Genomic DNA, 17906 nt, shown 5'->3' with positions numbered 1-17906 from the left:
GGTAACTCGGTTATCCACAGCCCCTACCGCTCGCCGGATCCCTGTCCTACGCTCCCATCGTGCCAGTGAACGCTGGCACGGTTCCGAGCGGTTCAGGCAGTTCAAGCGATTCAGGCAGTTCAAGGCAGTTCGAGCGGCGGGAGGCGGCGGCATGGCGGCTGGGCTGACGGATGAGCACGTGCGGGTGGCGGTGATCGGGTCCGGGTTCGGGGGGCTGGGCGCGGCGGTGAGACTGCGCCGCGCCGGCATCACCGACTTCGTGGTCCTGGAGCGGGCCGACGCGGTGGGCGGGGCCTGGCGGGACAACAGCTATCCGGGCTGCGCCTGCGACATCCCCTCCCACCTCTACTCCTTCTCCTTCGCCCCCAATCCCGACTGGCCGCGCGCCTTCTCCGGGCAGCGGCACATCCGGGCCTATCTGGAGCGGGTCGCCGACACCTTCGGGCTGCGGCCGCATCTGCGCTTCGACGCCGAGGTGCTGGCCCTGCGCTGGGACGGGGCGGCGCTGCACTGGGAGATCGAGACCGCGCGCGGGCCGCTGACCGCCGATGTCGTGGTGAGCGCGACCGGGCCGCTCTCCGACCCGAAGATCCCGGACATCCCCGGGCTCGACGGCTTCCCCGGCAAGGTCTTCCACACCGCGCGCTGGGACCACGGCTACGACCTGCGCGGCAAGCGGGTCGCGATGGTCGGCACCGGCGCATCGGCCATCCAGATCGTGCCCGAGATCCAGAAGGAGGCGCGCAGGCTCACCCTCTTCCAGCGCACCCCGCCCTGGGTGCTGCCGCGCATGGACCGCCGGATCACCGCCGCCGAGCGCTGGCTGCACGGCAGACTGCCGGTCTCCGGGGCGCTGCGCCGCGGGCTGCTGTGGGGGATCCGGGAGTTGCAGGTCGGGGCCTTCACCAAGCGCCCGGCCGAGCTGGGGTTCGTGGAGCGGCTGGCCGGGGTGCACATGGGGCGGGCCATCAAGGACCCGGTGCTGCGGTCCAGGCTGACCCCCCGCTACCGCATCGGCTGCAAGCGCATCCTGCTGTCGAACGACTACTACCCGGCGCTCGCCCAGCCGCATGTGGAGGTGGCCGGCGGGCTCAAGGAGATCCGCGGCACCACGCTGATCGGCTCCGACGGCACCGAGACCGAGGCCGACGCGATCATCTTCGGGACCGGCTTCCACGTCACCGACATCCCCATCGCCCAGCGCGTGACCGGGGCGGCGGGCACCACGCTCGCGGAGGAGTGGAAGGGCGGCATGGAGGCGCTGCGCGGCGCCAGCGCGGCGGGCTTCCCCAACTTCCTGACGATCATCGGGCCCAATACCGGGCTCGGCAACAGCTCGATGATCCTCATCATCGAGGCACAGCTCAACTATGTGACCGACTATCTGCGGCAGTTGGACGCCCTCGGCGGCAAGGTCGCCCTGGACGCCCGTCCGGCGGCGGTCCGCGCCTACAACGACATGGTCCAGGAGAGGATGAAGCGCACGGTGTGGAATTCGGGCGGCTGCGACAGCTGGTATCTGGACAACGGCCGCAACACGACCCTGTGGCCGGGCTCGACCAGCGAGTTCAAACGGGTCACCCGGCGGGTGCGGCTCGCGGAGTACCACGTGCTGCGGCAGCGGACCGGAGCCGCCCAGGGCGCGGAGTCCGCCGCGGGGAGGGGATCGCGATGAGGCGCACCCGCTACGTCCCCTCCGGGCCGTACGCCCCGCCGGCCGGCGCGCACGAGCTGACCGTCACCTCGGCCGACGGCGCCCGGCTGCACGCCGAGCTGCACGGGCCCGCCGACCCCGCCGCTCCCGCCGTCGTCCTGGTGCACGGCTGGACCTGCTCGACCGCGTTCTGGGCGCCGGTCCTGCGGGAACTGGCCGCCGACCACCGGGTGATCCTCTACGACCAGCGCGGCCATGGCCGCAGCGCCGCCCCCGGCCCCGGTGGCTACAGCACCGAGGCACTGGCCGACGACCTGGAGGCGGTGCTGGAGCAGACCCTGGAGCCGGACCGCCGGGCCGTGGTCGTGGGCCACTCCATGGGCGGAATGACGGTGATGGCCGCCGCCGGCCGTCCGGCGCTGAGCGAGCGCGCCGCCGCCGTGGTGCTGTGCAGCACCGGCGCCTCCCGGCTGATCGAGCGGGCGCGCGTGGTGCCGCTGCGCTCCGATCGGCTACGGGCGCGGATCCATCGCGCGATCCTCGGGGCGCGGGTTCCCATGGGGCCGGTCACACCCCTCGCCAAGCGCCTGCTGCGGTACGGGACGATGGGCCCGGGTTCCGCGCCCGCCATGGTGGAGGCGTGCGCGCAGATCGTGCACGCGTGCCCCCGCACCGTGCGCGCCGCCTGGGCGCATGTCATGGGTGACCTCGATCTGGATGACCGCGTCGGGCTGCTGACCATGCCCGCCGCCGTCATCGTCGGCACCGCCGACCGGCTGACCCCGCCCGAGCACGCCCACGCCATAGCGGCCGCCCTGCCGCACTGCACCGGCCTCACCGAGCTGCCCGGCCTCGGCCATATGACCCCCGTGGAGGACCCCGGGGCGGTGAGCCGCGTGATCCGCCGCCTCGCCGGGGACCACGAGGGAGCCCAGCGAGCTCCCGGGGCCGATGCCGTGCCCGATGCCATGACCGAGGGCGACCCCCACGCGGTCGGCGACCCCCACGCAGTCGAGGAGAAGACGACATGAGCGCGCGCAGGAGTCTGGAGGGCCGGGTCGCGGTGGTGACCGGCGCGGCACGGGGAGTCGGCGAGCTGCTGGCCCGCAAACTGTCCGCGCGCGGCGTGCGGGTGGCGCTGGTGGGCCTGGAACCGGAGGAGCTGAAGCGGGTGTCGGAGCGCCTGCCCACCGACTCCGGCCACTGGCACGCCGATGTCACCGACCCGGAGGCGATGGCCCGGGTCGCGCGGGAAGTGGTGGAGCGCTTCGGCGCGGTGGACATCGTCTGCGCCAACGCCGGGGTGGCCACCGGCGGTCCGTTCCTCGACACCGACGAGACGGCCTGGCGGCGGGTGGTCGAGGTCAATCTGCTGGGCAGCGTCACCACGGCCCGCGCCTTCCTGCCCGCGCTGATCGCAAGCCGCGGCTATCTGCTGCAGATCGCCTCGCTCGCCGCGATCGCGCCCGCGCCGATGATGACGGCGTACTGCGCGTCCAAGGCGGGGGTCGAGGCGTTCGCGCACTGTCTGCGCGCCGAGGTGGGCCACCGGGGCGTAGGAGTCGGGGTCGGCTATCTCAGCTGGACCGACACGGACATGGTGCGCGGCGCCGACCGGGACGAGCTGATGCGGGAGTTGCGGTCGCGGATGCCGTGGCCCGCGGGGCGTACGTATCCCCTGGGTCCGGCCGTGGACCGGCTCGTCGCCGGGATGGAGCGCCGCTCGGCTCATGTGTACGCGCAGTGGTGGCTGCGCGGGACGCAGCCGTTGCGCGGCTGTCTGCCCGCCCTGATCGGGGCGGTGGGACGGAGGGAGATGCGCAGGATCGAACCCCGGTTGGCGGCCACCCGCGGGCAGCGCGGCCATCTCGTGGGCGAGGGCGGCGCGGCGGACGAGCGGGCGCGCACCGCCCGTACGCAGCGTGACCGGTAACTGTCTGTCAACCGCGCTGACCTGGGAATTCGATGAGTGGGGTCGATCGAAATGCGGAGTATGTCCCTGCGTGTAACTCTGGTCGGGCCCGATCCCTTTCACCCGATGAGGAGTGACGCAGATGGGGAAGGACGAGTTCAGCGAGAAGGCCCAGCAGGCCAAGCGCAAGGCGCAGGGCCAGCAGGGCCGGCAGACCCAGCGGGGTCAGCAGGGGCAGCGAGGCCAGCAGGCGCAGCAGGCCCAGCGGGGTCAGGAGCCGCGCCGCGACCAGGACCGGCCCGAAAGCCGTGAGCAGGCCGAGCGTATGGGCCGGGAGCGCCGCCAGCAGGGCATGGGCGACGAGATGCGGGACCAGGAGCCGTTCGAGGAGATGTAAGCCATCTCGTCGACGGGTTAGTGAAGAGTGTGCGCGAGGGGGCGCATCCGTCAGGGGATGCGCCCCCGGCACGCATGAGTCAGCTCAGCTCATGCGCTCAACCGTCACCCCGCGGGGGGAGTTTCGGGCGTCGCCGGTCCGGTACCTGGCCATAGCCCGGTGGGGCCGCGGCCGGATGCCGTTCCAGCAGGTCCAGCGCCGTACGCACCGCGACCCCCAGCTGTGGATGGCGGTCCTCCGCCCAGTCCAGCGGGGAGCGGGGCGCCGGAATGTCCGGCTCCACGCCATGGTTCTCGACCCCCCACCCATAGGCGTCGAACCAGGCGGCGTTCATCGGCACCGTGATCGCCGTACCGTCGCCGAGCGGATGGCGGCCGGTCATGCCGACCACACCGCCCCAGGTCCGCAGCCCCACCACCGGGCCGATGCCCTGGATCTTGAAGGCCGCGGTGATCATGTCGCCGTCGGAGGAGGTCGCCTCGTCCGCGACCGCGACGATCGGCCCGCGCGGCGCGTTGCTGGTGTACGACACCGGCTGGGCGTTGCGCGTGAGGTCCCAGCCCATCACGGTGCGGGTCAGCTTCTCGACCACCAGCTCGCTGATGTTGCCGCCCGCGTTCCCCCGGACGTCCACGATCAGCGCGGCGAACGACACCTCCCGGCGCAGATCCCGGTTGAACTGCGCCCAGCCGGAGCCGCCCATGTCCGGGATGTGCAGATAGCCGCACCGCCCGTCGCTCAACTCCCGTACCACCGCCCGCCGCCTGGCCACCCAGTCCTGGTAGCGCAGCGGCCGCTCGTCGATCAGCGGGACGACCGCGACCCGGCGCGGCGGGCCCTCGCCGTCCGGGGAGGCGAAGGTCAGCTCGACCGTGGTGCCGCCCGCCGCGGTCAGCAGCGGACAGGGACCGGCCACCGGATCCACCGGGCGGCCGTCGACATGGGTGAGCCGGGCGCCTTCGCGGATGCCGGAGCCCGCGAGCGGCGAGCGCGCCCGGGAGTCGGAGGACTCGCCGGGCAGGATGCGGGAGACCTGCCACGCCCCGTCCTCGGTGCGCGTGAAGTCGGCGCCGAGCAGCCCGATGGGGCGCTGGTAATGGGCCGGGCCCTCGTTGCGGCGCCCGGCTTGGACGTACGCGTGCGAGGTGCCCAGTTCGCCCAGGACCTCGCGCAGCAGATCGGCGAACTCGTCGGGGGAGGCGACTCGTTCGACCAGCGGCCGGTACTGGTCGAGCACGCCGTCCCAGTCGACGCCGCACATGCCCGGCTCCCAGAAGTAGGCGCGGGTGATGCGGCCCGCCTCCTCGTACGCCTGCCGCCACTCGGCCGCCGGGTCCACCGTGTGCTGGATACGGCGCATGTCGATCTGGACCGTGGAGTCGCTGTCGCCCGACTCGGTGGCGGGCACCGCCCGCAGATCGCCGTCGTCGATGACGACGAGCCGGGAGCCGTCGCCGCTGACCCGGAACCAGTCCAGCTCGCTGGTGAGTTCGGTGCGCTTGGCCTTGGCCAGGTCGAAGTGCTCGAGGGTGGGGCGGTCGGAGGTGTCGGCGGGGTTGGCGAACGTCTCGCCGAGCGCGCCCGAGATCGGCCAGCGCAGCCACACCAGGCCGCCGCCGCTGACCGGCCACAGCGAGGAGTACTTGGAGGCGGCCACCGGGAAGACGGTGACCCGGCTGGGCAGCCCCTCCACCTCGACGGTCACCGTGCCGTCGCCGTCCCCGCCCCCGTCGCCGTCGTCCGGGTCGAGCCCGCCCGCCGCCGGGCGGCCCTCGGGGGACAGGGCGAAGGGCGAGGGCGTGGCGGAGGACAGCGGTACGAGATAGGGGCGGCAGCCGAGCGGGAAGGAGAGGTCGCCGGTGTGCACGTCGTAGACGGGGTCGAAGCCGCGCCAGGACAGGAAGGCGAGATAGCGGCCGTCGCTGGTGAAGACCGGTTCCTCGTCCTCGAACCGCCCGCTGGTCACGTCCACTATGGTCCGGTCCGTCAGCCGCGCGATCTTGATGGAGCGCAGGCTGCGCCCGATGCCGGGATGGGACCAGGCCAGCCAGGCCGAGTCGGGTGAGAAGGCGAGGTCGGCGACCGGGCCGTTGAGCGACCTGACCAGCTCGGTGACCTCGCCGTCCCCGTCCGCGGAGATGTCCACGAGCAGCAGCCGGCCGTCGTTGGCGGCGATGGCGAGCCGGTCGCCGTCGGGTGAGGGTTCCATCTCCTGCACCCGCCCCAACCGGCCCACGGCCAGCCGCCGCGGTTCGCCCGTCTCGCTCGCCCGCGGCAGATAGGCGATCTCGATCGCGTCATCGCCCTCCGCGTCCGTCACATAGGCGACGCGCCCGCTGGAGCCCAGGATCTCGGGCATCCGTACCCGGACGCCCGGAGTGTCGGCGAGGGTGCGGGCGGGGCCGTCGCGGTGGGTGAGCCAGTACAGGCTGCCGCGTACGCACACCGCGCTGGCCCGGCCGGTGGCGTCCACGGACAGCGAGTCGACGTGGGAGGCGGCCGGCACCTGATAGGGCCGCCGCCCGGCGCGCGCCCCGCCGAGCCGCACCCGCAGCCGCCGGGGTTCGGCGTCCGGGCCGAGGTCGTCCACCAGCCACAGTTCCCCGGCGCACTGGTAGACGACGCGGCTGCCGTCGGTCGAGGCGTGGCGGGCGTAGAAGTCGTCGTGGTCGGTGTGGCGGCGCAGGCCGGTGCCGTCGGGCAGACAGGAGTAGAGGTTGCCGACGCCCTCGTGGTCGGAGAGGAAGGCGATGCGCCCGCCGACCACCATGACCGAGTCCAGATGGCCGTCGAGTTCGGGCAGCAGCCGGGTGCCGCCCAGCCACAGCCGGCCGGTCGCGCCGCCCCGGTAGCGCTTCCAGGAGGCGGGCTCGTGCGGCGGCTTGCCGGTGAGCAGCAGGGTGCACCGCTCACCGTCCTGGCCCTCGTCGCCGACGGCGATGTCGGCCACGGCGATGTCGGCCACCGGCCCCCAGGGCAGCCGGCTGCCGGGGCTGCCGTCGGTGGGCAGGCTGTAGGCCCAGGAGAAGTGCGAGAAGGGCTGGCCGTGCGAGGACACGGCGAGGATGTGGGAGGCGCCGTCCTGGTCGGGTGGCGTCCAGCCGCACACCCGGGCGTCCTCGCTGCCCCAGTAGGTCAGCCGCCGGGTGGGGCCGCCGTCCACGGGGGCGAGGTGGATCTCGGGGTCGAGGCTGCGCCAGTTCGTGTACGCGATATGGGAGCCGTCGGGGGAGAAGCGGGGGTGGCCCACCCGGGTCCGGTCGACGGTCAGCCGCCAGGCCCGTCCGGGCGGCTCGCCGCGGGCGGTCAGCGGGGCGACCCACAGATCGTCCTCGGCGGCGAAGCACAGCAAGTCGCCGTGCAGATGCGGAAATCGCAGATACGCGCGGTCGGTGTCGCTGGTGTCCCTCACCTCATCCATGGTTTCGGCCCCGGTCCGGCAAAGCAACTCGGTTCTGTGACGCACACCACGAGCGAAACGACATGGTTTCGCTATCGGGGTGGTCCGGGTGGTCGTATGGTTGGAGGAGTACGAAACCGTTTCGTTCGAAAGGGGACGCCATGCCGACGGCCCAGCCCGCCGACCAGCCGGTCGACGACCGGCCCACGGCCCGGGTCCGCCGCAGCCGGCTGTCCCCCGAGCGGGAGGGCGAGCTGTACGAGGCCGTGGTCGAGCTCCTCGGGGAGGTCGGGTACGACGCGCTGACCATGGACGCCGTCGCCGCGCGCACGCATTCCAGCAAGGCCACGCTCTACCGCCAGTGGAAGAGCAAACCGCAGCTGGTGGCCTCCGCGCTGCGGCACACCAAGCCCGTTTCGCTCCAGGATGTCGACACCGGATCGCTGCGCGGCGACCTGCACGAGATCGTGCGGTGCACCGAGAGCGCCCGGGAGCGCGACGCGGCCCTGATGAGGGGGCTGGCCCAGGCGGTCCACACCAATCCGGACCTCCACCAGGCCCTCCGGGAGCTGTTGTTCCATCCCGAGCTGGACGCTCTCCAGGCGCTGCTGCGGCGTGCCGTCGACCGGGGCGAAGTGGCTCCGGACAGACCCGCCTTGGGTTACGTCGTGCACATGATGTGCGGCGCACTCGTCGCCCGGTCGCTGATCGACGGCGAAGAGCCGGATGCCGCCTATCTCAGCGCCTACATCGACGCCGTGGTCCTCCCCGCCCTCGGCCTCTGACCCTCCCCGCCCCCGCACACACCCCATACGGACATACGGACATACGGACCCAGCCGGCGCGCCGCTCTCGTCGCCGGTCAGGTCACGCACACCTGCCAGCAGTGACACCGACTCGACGGGAGCACCTCTCCTCGTGGCCACGTTCCTCTATAAACTCGGTCGATTCGCCTTCCGGCGACGCCGTTTCGTCGCCCTGATATGGGTGGCGCTCCTGGCCGTCGCCGGAGTCGGCGCCGCGACCGCCTCGCCCCCCGCCAACGACAGCTTCTCCATCCCGGGCACCGAGGCCCAGAAGGCCTTCGACCTCCTGGAGAAGCGTTTCCCCGGAGGTAACGCCGACGGCGCCACCGCCCGGGTGGTCTTCCGCGCGCCGCAGGGCGAGAAGATGACCGACCCGGCCAACAAGGCCGTGGTCACGAAGACCGTCGCCGACCTCAAGGCCAGCTCTCCGCAGGTCGCCTCGGTCGCCGATCCGTACAAGGCCCGGGCCGTCTCCGGGAACGGCTCCACCGCGTACATCCTGACCAGCTACAAGGTCAACGCCATGGAGCTGGAGGACACCGCCAAGGACGGCCTGAAGGAGGCCGGGGAGAAGGCGCAGAAGTCGGATCTCACGGTGGCGATCGGCGGTGACGCGCTCCAGGAGATGCCCGAGACCGGCTCCACCGAGATCATCGGCATCGTGATCTCCGCGATCGTCCTCGCCATCACCTTCGGCTCGCTGGTGGCCGCCGGACTTCCGCTGCTGACCGCGCTCATCGGCGTCGGCATCGGCATCTCCGGGATCACCGCGCTCGCCACCACCCTCGGGTTGTCCGCCACGACCTCGACGCTGGCGATGATGATCGGCCTCGCGGTCGGCATCGACTACGCGCTCTTCATCGTCTCCCGCTATCGCGCCGAACTGGCCGAGGGCCGGACACGCGAGGAGGCCGCCGGGCGGGCCGTGGGCACCGCGGGCTCCGCGGTCGTCTTCGCCGGTCTCACCGTCGTCATCGCGCTGGTCGGTCTCGCGGTCGTCAACATCCCGATGCTGTCCAAGATGGGCTTTGCGGCGGCCGGCACGGTGGTCATCGCCGTCCTCATCGCGATCACCCTCATCCCCGCGCTGCTGGGCTTCGCGGGCAAGCGGGTGTACGGACGCAAGGCGCGCAAGCGGATGGCGGAGGCGAAGGCCGCCGCCGCGGAGGGCGCGCAGGCGGAGGAGAAGCCCAACATGGGCACCCGCTGGGCCCGGTTCGTGCTGCGCCGCCCGGTGGCGGTGCTGCTGCTCGGCGTGCTCGGCCTCGGCGCCGCCGCGGTGCCCGCGCTCAGCCTGGAGCTGGGGCTGCCGGACGACGGTTCGCAGCCGGTCAGCAGCCAGAAGCGGCAGGCGTACGACATGATCTCCGACGGCTTCGGCCCGGGCTTCAACGGTCCGCTGATGGTGGTCGCCGACACCAAGGGCAGCGACGACCCCAAGGCCGCGGTGAACAAGGTGAGCAAGACCATCGCCGGTCTGGACGGCGTCGCGGCCGTCACCCCGGCGACGTTCAACAAGCCCGGCGACGCCGCGATGCTCACCGTCGTGCCGAAGTACAAGCCGAGCAGCGTCGACACCGAGAAGGTCGTCTCCGACATCCGGGACCACGCGGGCTCCTTCAAGTCCGACACCGGCGCCGAGGTGCTGGTGACCGGTCAGACCGCGATGAACATCGACATCTCGCAGAAGCTGAACGACGCGCTGATGCCGTATCTGGCACTCGTCGTCGGGCTGGCCTTCCTGCTGCTGATGATCGTCTTCCGGTCGATTCTGGTCCCGCTCAAGGCGGCGCTCGGCTTCCTGCTGTCCGTCGTCGCGGCGCTCGGCGCGGTGGTCGCGGTCTTCCAGTGGGGCTGGGCGGCGGACCTGTTCGGCGTCGAGGAGACCGGCCCGATCATGAGCATGATGCCGATCTTCATGATCGGTGTGGTGTTCGGGCTGGCCATGGACTACGAGGTCTTCCTGGTGACCCGGATGCGCGAGGCGTACATCCACGGCGAGCGCCCCGGTCAGGCCGTCGTCACCGGCTTCCGCCACGGCGCCCGGGTGGTCAGCGCGGCCGCCGTCATCATGATCAGCGTCTTCGCCGGGTTCATCGGCTCGTCCGAGGCGATGGTGAAGATGATCGGCTTCGGCCTGGCCACCGCGGTCCTCTTCGACGCCTTCGTGGTCCGCATGACCATCGTCCCGGCGGTGCTGGCGCTGCTCGGCAAGTCGGCGTGGTGGCTGCCGCGCTGGCTCGACAAGGCGCTGCCCAACGTGGACGTCGAGGGCGAGGGGCTGCGCAAGCAGCTCGGAGCGGACGCCCCGGCGGGACGCGACGCGGACGCCAAGGGCTCCGAGAAGGACCCGGAGCTGAGCCGGGTGTAACCGGCGGCGCAGACGCCCAACGCACGCCCCGGCGGCGGCTCTTCCCAGGCGGGAGGGCCGCCGTCGGCGCTTTCGCATGCGGGGCGCTCTTGCGAATGATGTGCAGTTAGGTCACCATCGAGCGGATACCCGCAGCTCAGGAGCGGAGCCCCGCCATGCATGTCCCCGATGGATTCATCGACGCCCCCGTGTCGGTGGCGACCGGTGCCGTCGCCGCCGCCGCGGTCGCCGTCAGCCTGCGCGGCGCGCGGCGCGAACTCGACGAGCAGGCGGCGCCGCTGGCCGGGCTGGTCGCGGCGTTCATCTTCGCCGTCCAGATGCTGAACTTCCCCGTAGCCGCGGGCACCAGCGGGCATCTGCTCGGCGGGGCGCTGGCCGCGATCCTCGTCGGCCCCTATACGGGCGTGCTGTGCGTCTCCGTGGTGCTGCTCATGCAGGGCGTCCTCTTCGCGGACGGCGGCCTCACCGCGCTCGGGGTCAACATCACGGACATGGCGGTCGTCACCACGGTCGTCGCCTACGGGATCTTCCGCGCCGTGCTGAAGCTCGCCCCGAACCGGAGCCGCACGGTCACCGTCGCGTCCTTCGCCGCCGCGCTGGTCTCCGTCCCGGCCGCCGCCGTCGCCTTCACCGGGATCTACGCGCTGGGCGGGACGACCGACGTGGCTTCGGCCAAGGTCTTCACCGCGATGGTCGGTGTGCATGTGCTGATCGGCATCGGCGAGGCGGCGATCACGGCCCTGACGGTCGGCGCCGTGATGGCCGTACGACCGGATCTCGTCCACGGCGCACGCGGCGTGACCGCGCGCCGCCTGGAACTGCGCACCGGTGCCCCGGTGCGCACCCCGGCCCCGGCCTCGCCTGCCGGGAACGCGGGGAACGCCGAACCCGCCGCGCCCGCCGGAGCCGCCGCACCCGCCGCCGCTCGTACGGTCACGGCGGCGCCCGCGGGCACGGACGCGGAAACCGCCGCCCCCACGGCCGGCGCACCGCGGCGCTCCGCGCGCCGGGTGTGGGCGGCCGGGCTCGGGGCCGCGCTGCTGTGCGCGGGCGTCGTCAGCTTCTACGCCTCCGCCAGCCCCGACGGGCTGGAGAAGGTCGCCCACGACAAGGGCATCGACCAGAAGACCGAGGACCACGCCGCCAAGGACTCCCCGCTCGCCGACTACGGCGTCAAGGACATCTCCAACGCCCGCCTCTCCGGTGGCCTCGCCGGGGTGATCGGGGTCGGCGCGACGCTCGCCGTGGGGACCGGGGTCTTCGTCGTCGTACGGCGGCGCCGGGCCGAGACCGACGCCGAGGCGCGCTGAGATGGGGGCGGGGCACGCGCATACGCTCTACCGGGCGGGCCGCTCGCCGGTCCACACCCTCCCGCCGCACTGCAAGATCGCCGCCGTCTTCTGCTTCGTCCTCGTCGTCGTCGCGACGCCCCGCGAGGCGCTGTGGGCGTTCGGCCTGTACGGCGTGCTGCTGGCCGCGGTGGCGGCGACGGCCCGCATCCCGGCCGGGTTTCTGCTGAGGCGTCTGCTGATCGAGATCCCGTTCGTGGCCTTCGCCGTGCTGATGCCGTTCGTCGCGGAGGGCGCGCGGGTGGACGTACTCGGGCTGTCGCTCAGCGAGTCCGGGCTGTGGGGCGCCTGGAACATCCTGGCCAAGGGCACGCTCGGGGTCGCCGCGTCCGTCATCCTGGCGTCGACGACCGAGCTGCGCGCCCTGCTGCTGGGGCTCCAGAGGCTGCGGATGCCGCCGCTGCTGGTGCAGATCGCGTCGTTCATGATCCGCTACGGGGACGTCATCACCGACGAGATGCGCCGGATGCGGATCGCCCGGCGCTCGCGCGGCTTCGAGGCGCGCGGGGTGCGGCAGTGGGGCGTACTCGCGAAGTCGGCCGGAGCGCTGTTCATCCGGTCCTACGAGCGGGGCGAACGGGTCCATCTGGCGATGCTCAGCCGCGGCTACACGGGCACGATGCCGGTGATCGACGAGGTGACCGCGTCCCGTGCACAGTGGACGTACGCCGCCGCACTTCCGCTGACCGCGCTGGCGGTCTGCCTGACCGGATGGATGCTCACATGACCTCCGCCCCGCCGTCCCTCCAGGTGTCCGGCCTCGCCTACGCCTACCCCGACGGCCACCAGGCGCTCTTCGGCGTCGAGCTGACCGTGGCGCGCGGTGAGCGGGTGGCGCTGCTCGGCCCCAACGGGGCGGGCAAGACCACCCTCGTGCTGCATCTGAACGGCATCCTGGAGGCGGGCGCCGGATCGGTCACGGTCGCCGGGCTGCCGGTGACCAAGCCGAACCTGGCCGAGATCCGCCGCCGGGTGGGCATCGTCTTCCAGGACCCGGACGACCAGCTGTTCATGCCGACCGTGCGCGAGGACGTGGCGTTCGGCCCGGCCGCCGCCGGGATGCGCGGCGCGGAGCTGGCGGAGCGGGTCCACCGGGCCCTGGACCGGGTGGGGATGGCGGCGTTCGCGGACCGGCCGCCGCACCATCTGTCCTTCGGGCAGCGCCGGCGGGTGGCGGTCGCGACCGTGCTGGCCATGGAGCCGGAGATCCTCGTCCTGGACGAGCCCTCCTCCAACCTCGACCCGGCCTCGCGCCGCGAACTCGCCGACATCCTGCGCTCCCTGGACGTCACCGTGCTGATGGTCACCCACGACCTGCCGTACGCGCTGGAGCTGTGCCCGCGGTCCGTGGTGCTCAGCGGGGGAGTGATCGCGGCCGACGGGGGTACCCAGGACCTGCTGTGCGACCAGGAGCTGATGCGGGAGCACCGGCTGGAGCTGCCCTTCGGCTTCGACCCCCGCTCGGTGACGGCCCCGGTCTGACGTCCCGGCCGGGCTCGTTGCACCATAAGGACGGCAGCACGGTCGGATCGGCAGGGTGGGAGTCGGATCAGTGGTGGACGTCCAGGGCACGGTGGCCGACGGATTCGAACCGGTCCGGGACGCCTTCGCGGACAACTTCGCGAAGCGCGGTGAGCGCGGCGCGGCCATCGTCCTCTACCGGGACGGGGAGAAGGCCGTCGACCTGTGGGGCGGTACGAAGGACCCGGCCGAGGACGGTGACGGCGAGCCGTGGGCCCAGGACACCGCGCAGGTCGTCCGCTCCGTCACCAAGGGCGTCGCCTCCGCCGTACCGCTGCTGCTCCACCAGCGCGGCCAGCTCGACCTGGACGGCCGGGTCGGCACGTACTGGCCCGAGTTCAAGGAGAACGGCAAGGAACGGGTGCTGGTGCGGCATCTGCTCGCCCACCGCGCCGGGATCCCCGCCCTCGACACCCCGCTGACCCCGGCCGAGGCCATCGACGGCATATCCGGGCCGCGGGCCGTCGCCGCCCAGCGCCCCGACTGGGAGCCCGGCACGGCCCACGGCTACCACGCCCAGACCTACAGCTGGCTGCTGAGCGAGCTGGTGCGACGGGTCACCGGGCGCACCATCGGCCGCTGGATCGCGGAGGAGATCGCCTGGCCGCTCGCCCTGGACCTGTGGCTCGGGCTCCCCGAGGAGCAGCTGGACCGGGTCGGCCGGATCGGGTCGGTGGAGGCGCCGGCCGCGCCCGCCGCGCAGGGGCTGCGGCTGCGGCCCAAGCGGTCGGTGGCCGAGGCGTACGCCGACCCGGAGTCGCTGACCCGGCGCGCGTTCGGCGCGATCAGCCCGGTGCCCGACGAGAACGACCCGGCCTATCTCGCCGCCGGGCTGCCCGCCTCCGGCGGGGTCGCCACCGCCGACGCACTGGCCCGCTTCTACGCCGCGCTGATCGGCCCGCTGCCGTCGGCGCGCACGGCCCGCGCGGGCGGCCGCCTCTTCGCCCCCGCGACGCTGACCCTGGCCCGTACGGAGGAGTCCACCGGGCCGGACCGGGTGCTCGTGGTCGGCACCCGCTTCGGGCTCGGCTACATGCTGCACGGCCCGGCCTGCCCGCTGCTGGGCCCGGGCTCCTTCGGCCACCCGGGGCGGGGCGGCTCGCTCGCCTTCGCCGACCCCGAGGCGCGGATCGGCTTCGCGTACGTCACCAACGGCATGCAGCGCGGCGTTACCGCCGACCCGCGGGCGCAGGCCCTGGTGCGCGCCGTACGGACGGCGCTGGCGGCCCAGGAGGCGTAGCCCTCGGGGAGCGTGTGGTGAGCGCCGTACGCGCGCCTCTTCCTGTCTTCGCGCGCCCTCTCGCGGCGTACACGCCGGGTTCGCGGGGCCAAGGGTCCCTGCCGTGCCGTTCCGGCCCCGCCCTCAGTGGGGATCCTTCCGGTGGTGAGAGCCGTAGGGGCGGCTCTCCCGGGGGAGCACGGGGGAACGCTTGGTGCGGACACGGGGGTTATGGGGAGCACGCGCGCGTGCGGCGGAGCCACCGGCTCAGCGGCACCGGCTCGCGCGGCAGGGCATGGAATGGCAGATGCTGCGCATTCTGCTGGTCTTCCGACTGACGCACGCCGCCCAGTTCGCGGTGACCGTGCCCGGTATCGCGGGCCATGTCGCCCATCGCGCGGGCGGGCCGGCGCTGCCGGCGGCGGTGGTGGCCGAATCGCTGTGGTTCACCCTGCACATCGTCCCTAACCACCGGCGGGTGGTGGCGCGTCGGGACGAGGAGAACGGTGACGCCGAGGACCGCTACACCGGCCGGCCGACGACCCCTCACAGAGCTTGGAGGCGCATCTCCTCCAAGCCTTCGACGATCTGCGCGCACTCTCCGCGACTGTCCCACCGGCACAGGCACAGCCTGAAAGCTGGCCATGCCCCGCGCACGGCCACCGATCATCACAAGCGAACCGCGGCACGACTGCTCTGCCGCACCGTTCACCGGAGCGGCACCACCGCAGCGATTTCACGGCCGGTTCAGGAACAGGCACACCACCGAGCAGATCTCCGGCGCGAGCGTCGGCTCGGCGCTCGGCCGGCCGCTGCGCGTCCTCGTCGCGGGCACCGGCGCCGTCGCCGCCTCGTACGCCACGGCCATCGCCCTGGGCGCGCCGGAGGCGCCGGCCCGCCGTCCCCCCGGGCGGACTGACCGCGGCCACACCCCGGCGACTGCGCGCCTGCCGGGCGGGGCAGTGACTCCGGCGGGCCCGCCACCCGGCGGGCCCGGTCCGCAACGCGGCGAGAAGGAGTGCACCATGCGCAGATTCGAGGGGTACGCGGTCGTCGTCACCGGCGCGGGACGCGGCATCGGCGAGGCGACCGCGCGCCGCTTCGCCGCCGAGGGCGCCCGCGTCCTCGTCACCGACCTCGACGGTGAACGGGCCGCCCGCGCCGCCGAGTCGATACGCGCCGACAGCGGCGAGGCCGAGGCGCTGGCCTGCGACGTCGCCCAGCGGGCCGACGCGGAGGCCGCCGTCGCCCACGCCGTGGACCGCTTCGGCCGGCTCGACGTCCTCGTCAACAACGCCTACGCCTGCCACGATGACACCCCGCTGTTCGAGGACCAGCCGGACGACGAGTGGCACCAGGACCTCGACATCACCCTCGGCGGCGCCTTCCGCTGCGCCCGCGCCGCGCTGCCCCATCTGGCCGCGGCCGGCGGCCGCGGCACGATCGTCAACGTCGGCTCGGTCAACGGTCTGCAGGACTTCGGCAACCACGCGTACAGCGCCGCCAAGGCGGGCCTGGGAAGCCTCACCCGCACCCTCGCGGGCCACGCCGCCGCCCGTGGCGTCCGCGTCAACCTCGTCGCCCCCGGCACCATCCGCACCCCCGGCTGGGACGGCCGGGAGGAGGCGCTGCGCCGCGCCGCCGGCGCCTATCCCCTCCGCCGGGTCGGCGAACCGGCCGACATCGCCGCCGCCATCACCTTCCTGGCCTCCCCCGACGCCGCCTGGATCACCGGCGTCACCCTCCCGGTCGACGGCGGCATCACCATGACCGACACGGCGCTGCGCACGGCCATCCTGGGCGGGTGACCGCTCAGCCCGGGTGCCACATCAGGCCGATGCCCGCGACCATCAGGCCCGCCGCCGCGATGCGGGGGGCGCCGAAGCGCTCCTTGAAGAAGACGGTGCCGATGGCCGCGCCCACGATGATGGAGGACTCTCGGAGGGCGGCGACGGGGGCGAGGGCGGCGCGGGTCTGGGCCCACAGGACGAGGCCGTACGCGCAGACCGAGAGGGCGCCGCCGAGCAGACCGCGCAGGGCGACCGGGCGGAGCTGGGCGGCCAGCGCGCGGCGGCGGGTGGCGAGGGCGTAGGCGGGGATGACGAACCCCTGCAGGATCATCAGCCAGGCGATGTAGCCGAGCGGGGTGCCGGAGGCGCGTACGCCGAGGCCGTCGACCACGGTGTACGCGGCGATGGACAGCCCGGTGGCCACGGCGGCGGCCAGGGCGAGCCCCTGAGGGCCACCGCTCCCCGCCGTACGGGCGCTCCCCGCCGTACGGGCGCCCCGCGCGCCCCACAGCGCCACGCCCAGCAGCCCCGACGAGGCCACCGCGATGCCCGCCGCCTGCCAGGCGTCCGGGGTCTCGGCGGCGAAGACCGCGGCGAGCACGGTCACCACCAGCGGCGCGGTGCCCCGGGCGATCGGGTACATCTGGCCGAAGTCCCCCAGGTGGAAGGAGCGCATCAGCAGGACGTAGTACCCGAGGTGGATCACGGCGGAGGCGATCAGGTACGGCCAGGCGCCCGCGGCGGGCAGCGGGCTGAAGACGGCCAGCACCACCCCGCACAGCGCCCCGCCGCCGCTCACCAGGGTGAAGGAGAGCAGCTGATCGCGGATGTGGTGGGCGATGGCGTTCCAGCTGGCGTGGGTGATGGCCGCCAGGAGGACGGCGGCCGCGACCAGCGGGGTCACGCGGTGGTGCCGCGCACGTCGGCCACGGTTCCCCCGGCGTGGGCGATCAGCGACGTGGGGTCGAGCGGGAAGACGGTGTGCGGGGTGCCCGCCGCGGCCCAGACGACTCCGTGGTCCAGCAGCCGGCGGTCGGCGAGGACGCGGGTGCGGGCGCGGTGCCCGAACGGCGGGACGCCGCCGATGGCGTAGCCCGTCGTCTCCCGGACGAGCGCGGCGCTCGCCCGCCGCACCGCGCCGGCGCCCAGCTCGCGGCGTACCCGCTCGACATCGACCCGGGACGCGCCGTCCACCAGCACCACCACCGGCTTCCCGTCCGCCTCGAAGACGAGGGACTTGACGATCTGGCTCAGCTCGCAGCCGACCGCCTCGGCCGCCTCGACGGCGGTGCGGGTGGCGTCGGGGAAGCGGCGGATCTCCACGTCCAGGCCGAGGCCGCGCAGGGCCTCGGCGAAGCGGGGGTGGGCGGCGGTGTCTGAGGTGTCGGAGGCCATGGTGCCGAGGCTATCGGCGGAGGCCACGGCCCCGCGAGGACATTTCGGGTGACGGAACGCCGCCGATCCGCACGGGCGTTCAAGACCCGGGC

General features: G+C 73.3%; 15 protein-coding genes. 11 read left to right on the top strand and 4 right to left on the bottom strand.

Annotation, left to right across the window (positions count from 1 at the left end):
• The first annotated feature begins 151 nt into the window (after nucleotides 1-151).
• From ACFZCY_RS11205 to ACFZCY_RS11190, 4 genes are all read left to right on the top strand, one after another.
• Entirely contained in the window at nucleotides 152-1675 is a 1524-nt protein-coding gene (locus tag ACFZCY_RS11205) for an NAD(P)-binding domain-containing protein (RefSeq protein ID WP_391171252.1), read from the top strand.
• Nucleotides 1672-2685 (top strand): alpha/beta fold hydrolase, encoded by a 1014-nt coding sequence (locus ACFZCY_RS11200; protein ID WP_391171250.1) that lies wholly within the window; start codon nucleotides 1672-1674, stop codon nucleotides 2683-2685. The genes ACFZCY_RS11205 and ACFZCY_RS11200 overlap by 4 nt, the downstream gene beginning before the upstream one ends.
• Nucleotides 2682-3587 carry a short-chain dehydrogenase/reductase gene (locus ACFZCY_RS11195; protein WP_391171248.1) on the top strand — a complete coding sequence of 302 codons (906 nt, stop codon included), beginning with the start codon at nucleotides 2682-2684 and terminating at the stop codon, nucleotides 3585-3587. The genes ACFZCY_RS11200 and ACFZCY_RS11195 overlap by 4 nt, the downstream gene beginning before the upstream one ends.
• 121 nt (nucleotides 3588-3708) lie before the next feature.
• A complete protein-coding gene (locus ACFZCY_RS11190; RefSeq protein WP_391171246.1) occupies nucleotides 3709-3963 on the top strand; it encodes a hypothetical protein in 255 nt (84 codons plus the stop codon).
• 97 nt (nucleotides 3964-4060) lie between these two features.
• Here the strand turns inward: ACFZCY_RS11190 and ACFZCY_RS11185 are convergent, their stop codons facing one another.
• On the bottom strand, nucleotides 4061-7384 hold the full coding sequence (locus tag ACFZCY_RS11185; RefSeq protein ID WP_391171244.1) for a S41 family peptidase: 3324 nt from the start codon (nucleotides 7382-7384) through the stop codon (nucleotides 4061-4063).
• 140 nt (nucleotides 7385-7524) lie between these two features.
• Between ACFZCY_RS11185 and ACFZCY_RS11180 the strand changes: the two genes are divergently transcribed.
• The 6 genes from ACFZCY_RS11180 to ACFZCY_RS11155 all read left to right on the top strand — a co-directional run bounded on the left by ACFZCY_RS11180 (nucleotide 7525) and on the right by ACFZCY_RS11155 (nucleotide 14650).
• The gene (locus tag ACFZCY_RS11180; protein WP_361487297.1) at nucleotides 7525-8148 is read left to right on the top strand and encodes a TetR/AcrR family transcriptional regulator; all 624 of its coding nucleotides are present in this window, start codon (nucleotides 7525-7527) and stop codon (nucleotides 8146-8148) included.
• Nucleotides 8149-8281: 133 nt separating this feature from the next.
• Nucleotides 8282-10540 carry an MMPL family transporter gene (locus ACFZCY_RS11175; protein WP_391171241.1) on the top strand — a complete coding sequence of 753 codons (2259 nt, stop codon included), beginning with the start codon at nucleotides 8282-8284 and terminating at the stop codon, nucleotides 10538-10540.
• Nucleotides 10541-10695: 155 nt separating this feature from the next.
• On the top strand, nucleotides 10696-11850 hold the full coding sequence (locus ACFZCY_RS11170; RefSeq protein WP_391171239.1) for an energy-coupling factor ABC transporter permease: 1155 nt from the start codon (nucleotides 10696-10698) through the stop codon (nucleotides 11848-11850).
• Nucleotide 11851: 1 nt separating this feature from the next.
• Nucleotides 11852-12616, top strand: coding sequence for a cobalt ECF transporter T component CbiQ (cbiQ, locus tag ACFZCY_RS11165; RefSeq protein WP_391171237.1), 765 nt, complete (start codon nucleotides 11852-11854; stop codon nucleotides 12614-12616).
• Nucleotides 12613-13371, top strand: coding sequence for an ATP-binding cassette domain-containing protein (locus ACFZCY_RS11160; protein WP_391171235.1), 759 nt, complete (start codon nucleotides 12613-12615; stop codon nucleotides 13369-13371). Before cbiQ ends, ACFZCY_RS11160 begins: the two co-directional genes overlap by 4 nt.
• Nucleotides 13372-13441: 70 nt before the next feature.
• Nucleotides 13442-14650 (top strand): serine hydrolase, encoded by a 1209-nt coding sequence (locus ACFZCY_RS11155; RefSeq protein ID WP_391172119.1) that lies wholly within the window; start codon nucleotides 13442-13444, stop codon nucleotides 14648-14650.
• Between the two features lie 715 nt (nucleotides 14651-15365).
• On the opposite strand, the gene ACFZCY_RS11150 is transcribed toward ACFZCY_RS11155, so the two are convergent.
• Complete coding sequence (locus ACFZCY_RS11150; RefSeq protein ID WP_391171233.1) at nucleotides 15366-15491, bottom strand: hypothetical protein; 126 nt, start codon at nucleotides 15489-15491, stop codon at nucleotides 15366-15368.
• A gap of 163 nt (nucleotides 15492-15654) precedes the next feature.
• On the opposite strand from ACFZCY_RS11150, the gene ACFZCY_RS11145 reads away from it, so the two are divergent.
• Nucleotides 15655-16437 carry a glucose 1-dehydrogenase gene (locus ACFZCY_RS11145; RefSeq protein WP_391171230.1) on the top strand — a complete coding sequence of 261 codons (783 nt, stop codon included), beginning with the start codon at nucleotides 15655-15657 and terminating at the stop codon, nucleotides 16435-16437.
• Nucleotides 16438-16441: 4 nt separating this feature from the next.
• On the opposite strand, the gene ACFZCY_RS11140 is transcribed toward ACFZCY_RS11145, so the two are convergent.
• Together ACFZCY_RS11140 and ACFZCY_RS11135 are read right to left on the bottom strand one after the other, a co-directional pair.
• The gene (locus tag ACFZCY_RS11140) at nucleotides 16442-17323 is read right to left on the bottom strand and encodes an EamA family transporter (RefSeq protein WP_391171228.1); all 882 of its coding nucleotides are present in this window, start codon (nucleotides 17321-17323) and stop codon (nucleotides 16442-16444) included.
• On the bottom strand, nucleotides 17320-17814 hold the full coding sequence (locus ACFZCY_RS11135; RefSeq protein WP_391171226.1) for a YbaK/EbsC family protein: 495 nt from the start codon (nucleotides 17812-17814) through the stop codon (nucleotides 17320-17322). Before ACFZCY_RS11135 ends, ACFZCY_RS11140 begins: the two co-directional genes overlap by 4 nt.
• Nucleotides 17815-17906 lie beyond the last annotated feature (92 nt).

Origin of the sequence: Streptomyces sp. NPDC007983, from assembly GCF_042958345.1 — a bacterium.
GTDB lineage: Bacteria > Actinomycetota > Actinomycetes > Streptomycetales > Streptomycetaceae > Streptomyces.
The sequence above is the reverse complement of the archived record's forward strand: the minus strand, read 5'-3'. Positions and strand labels throughout refer to the sequence as shown.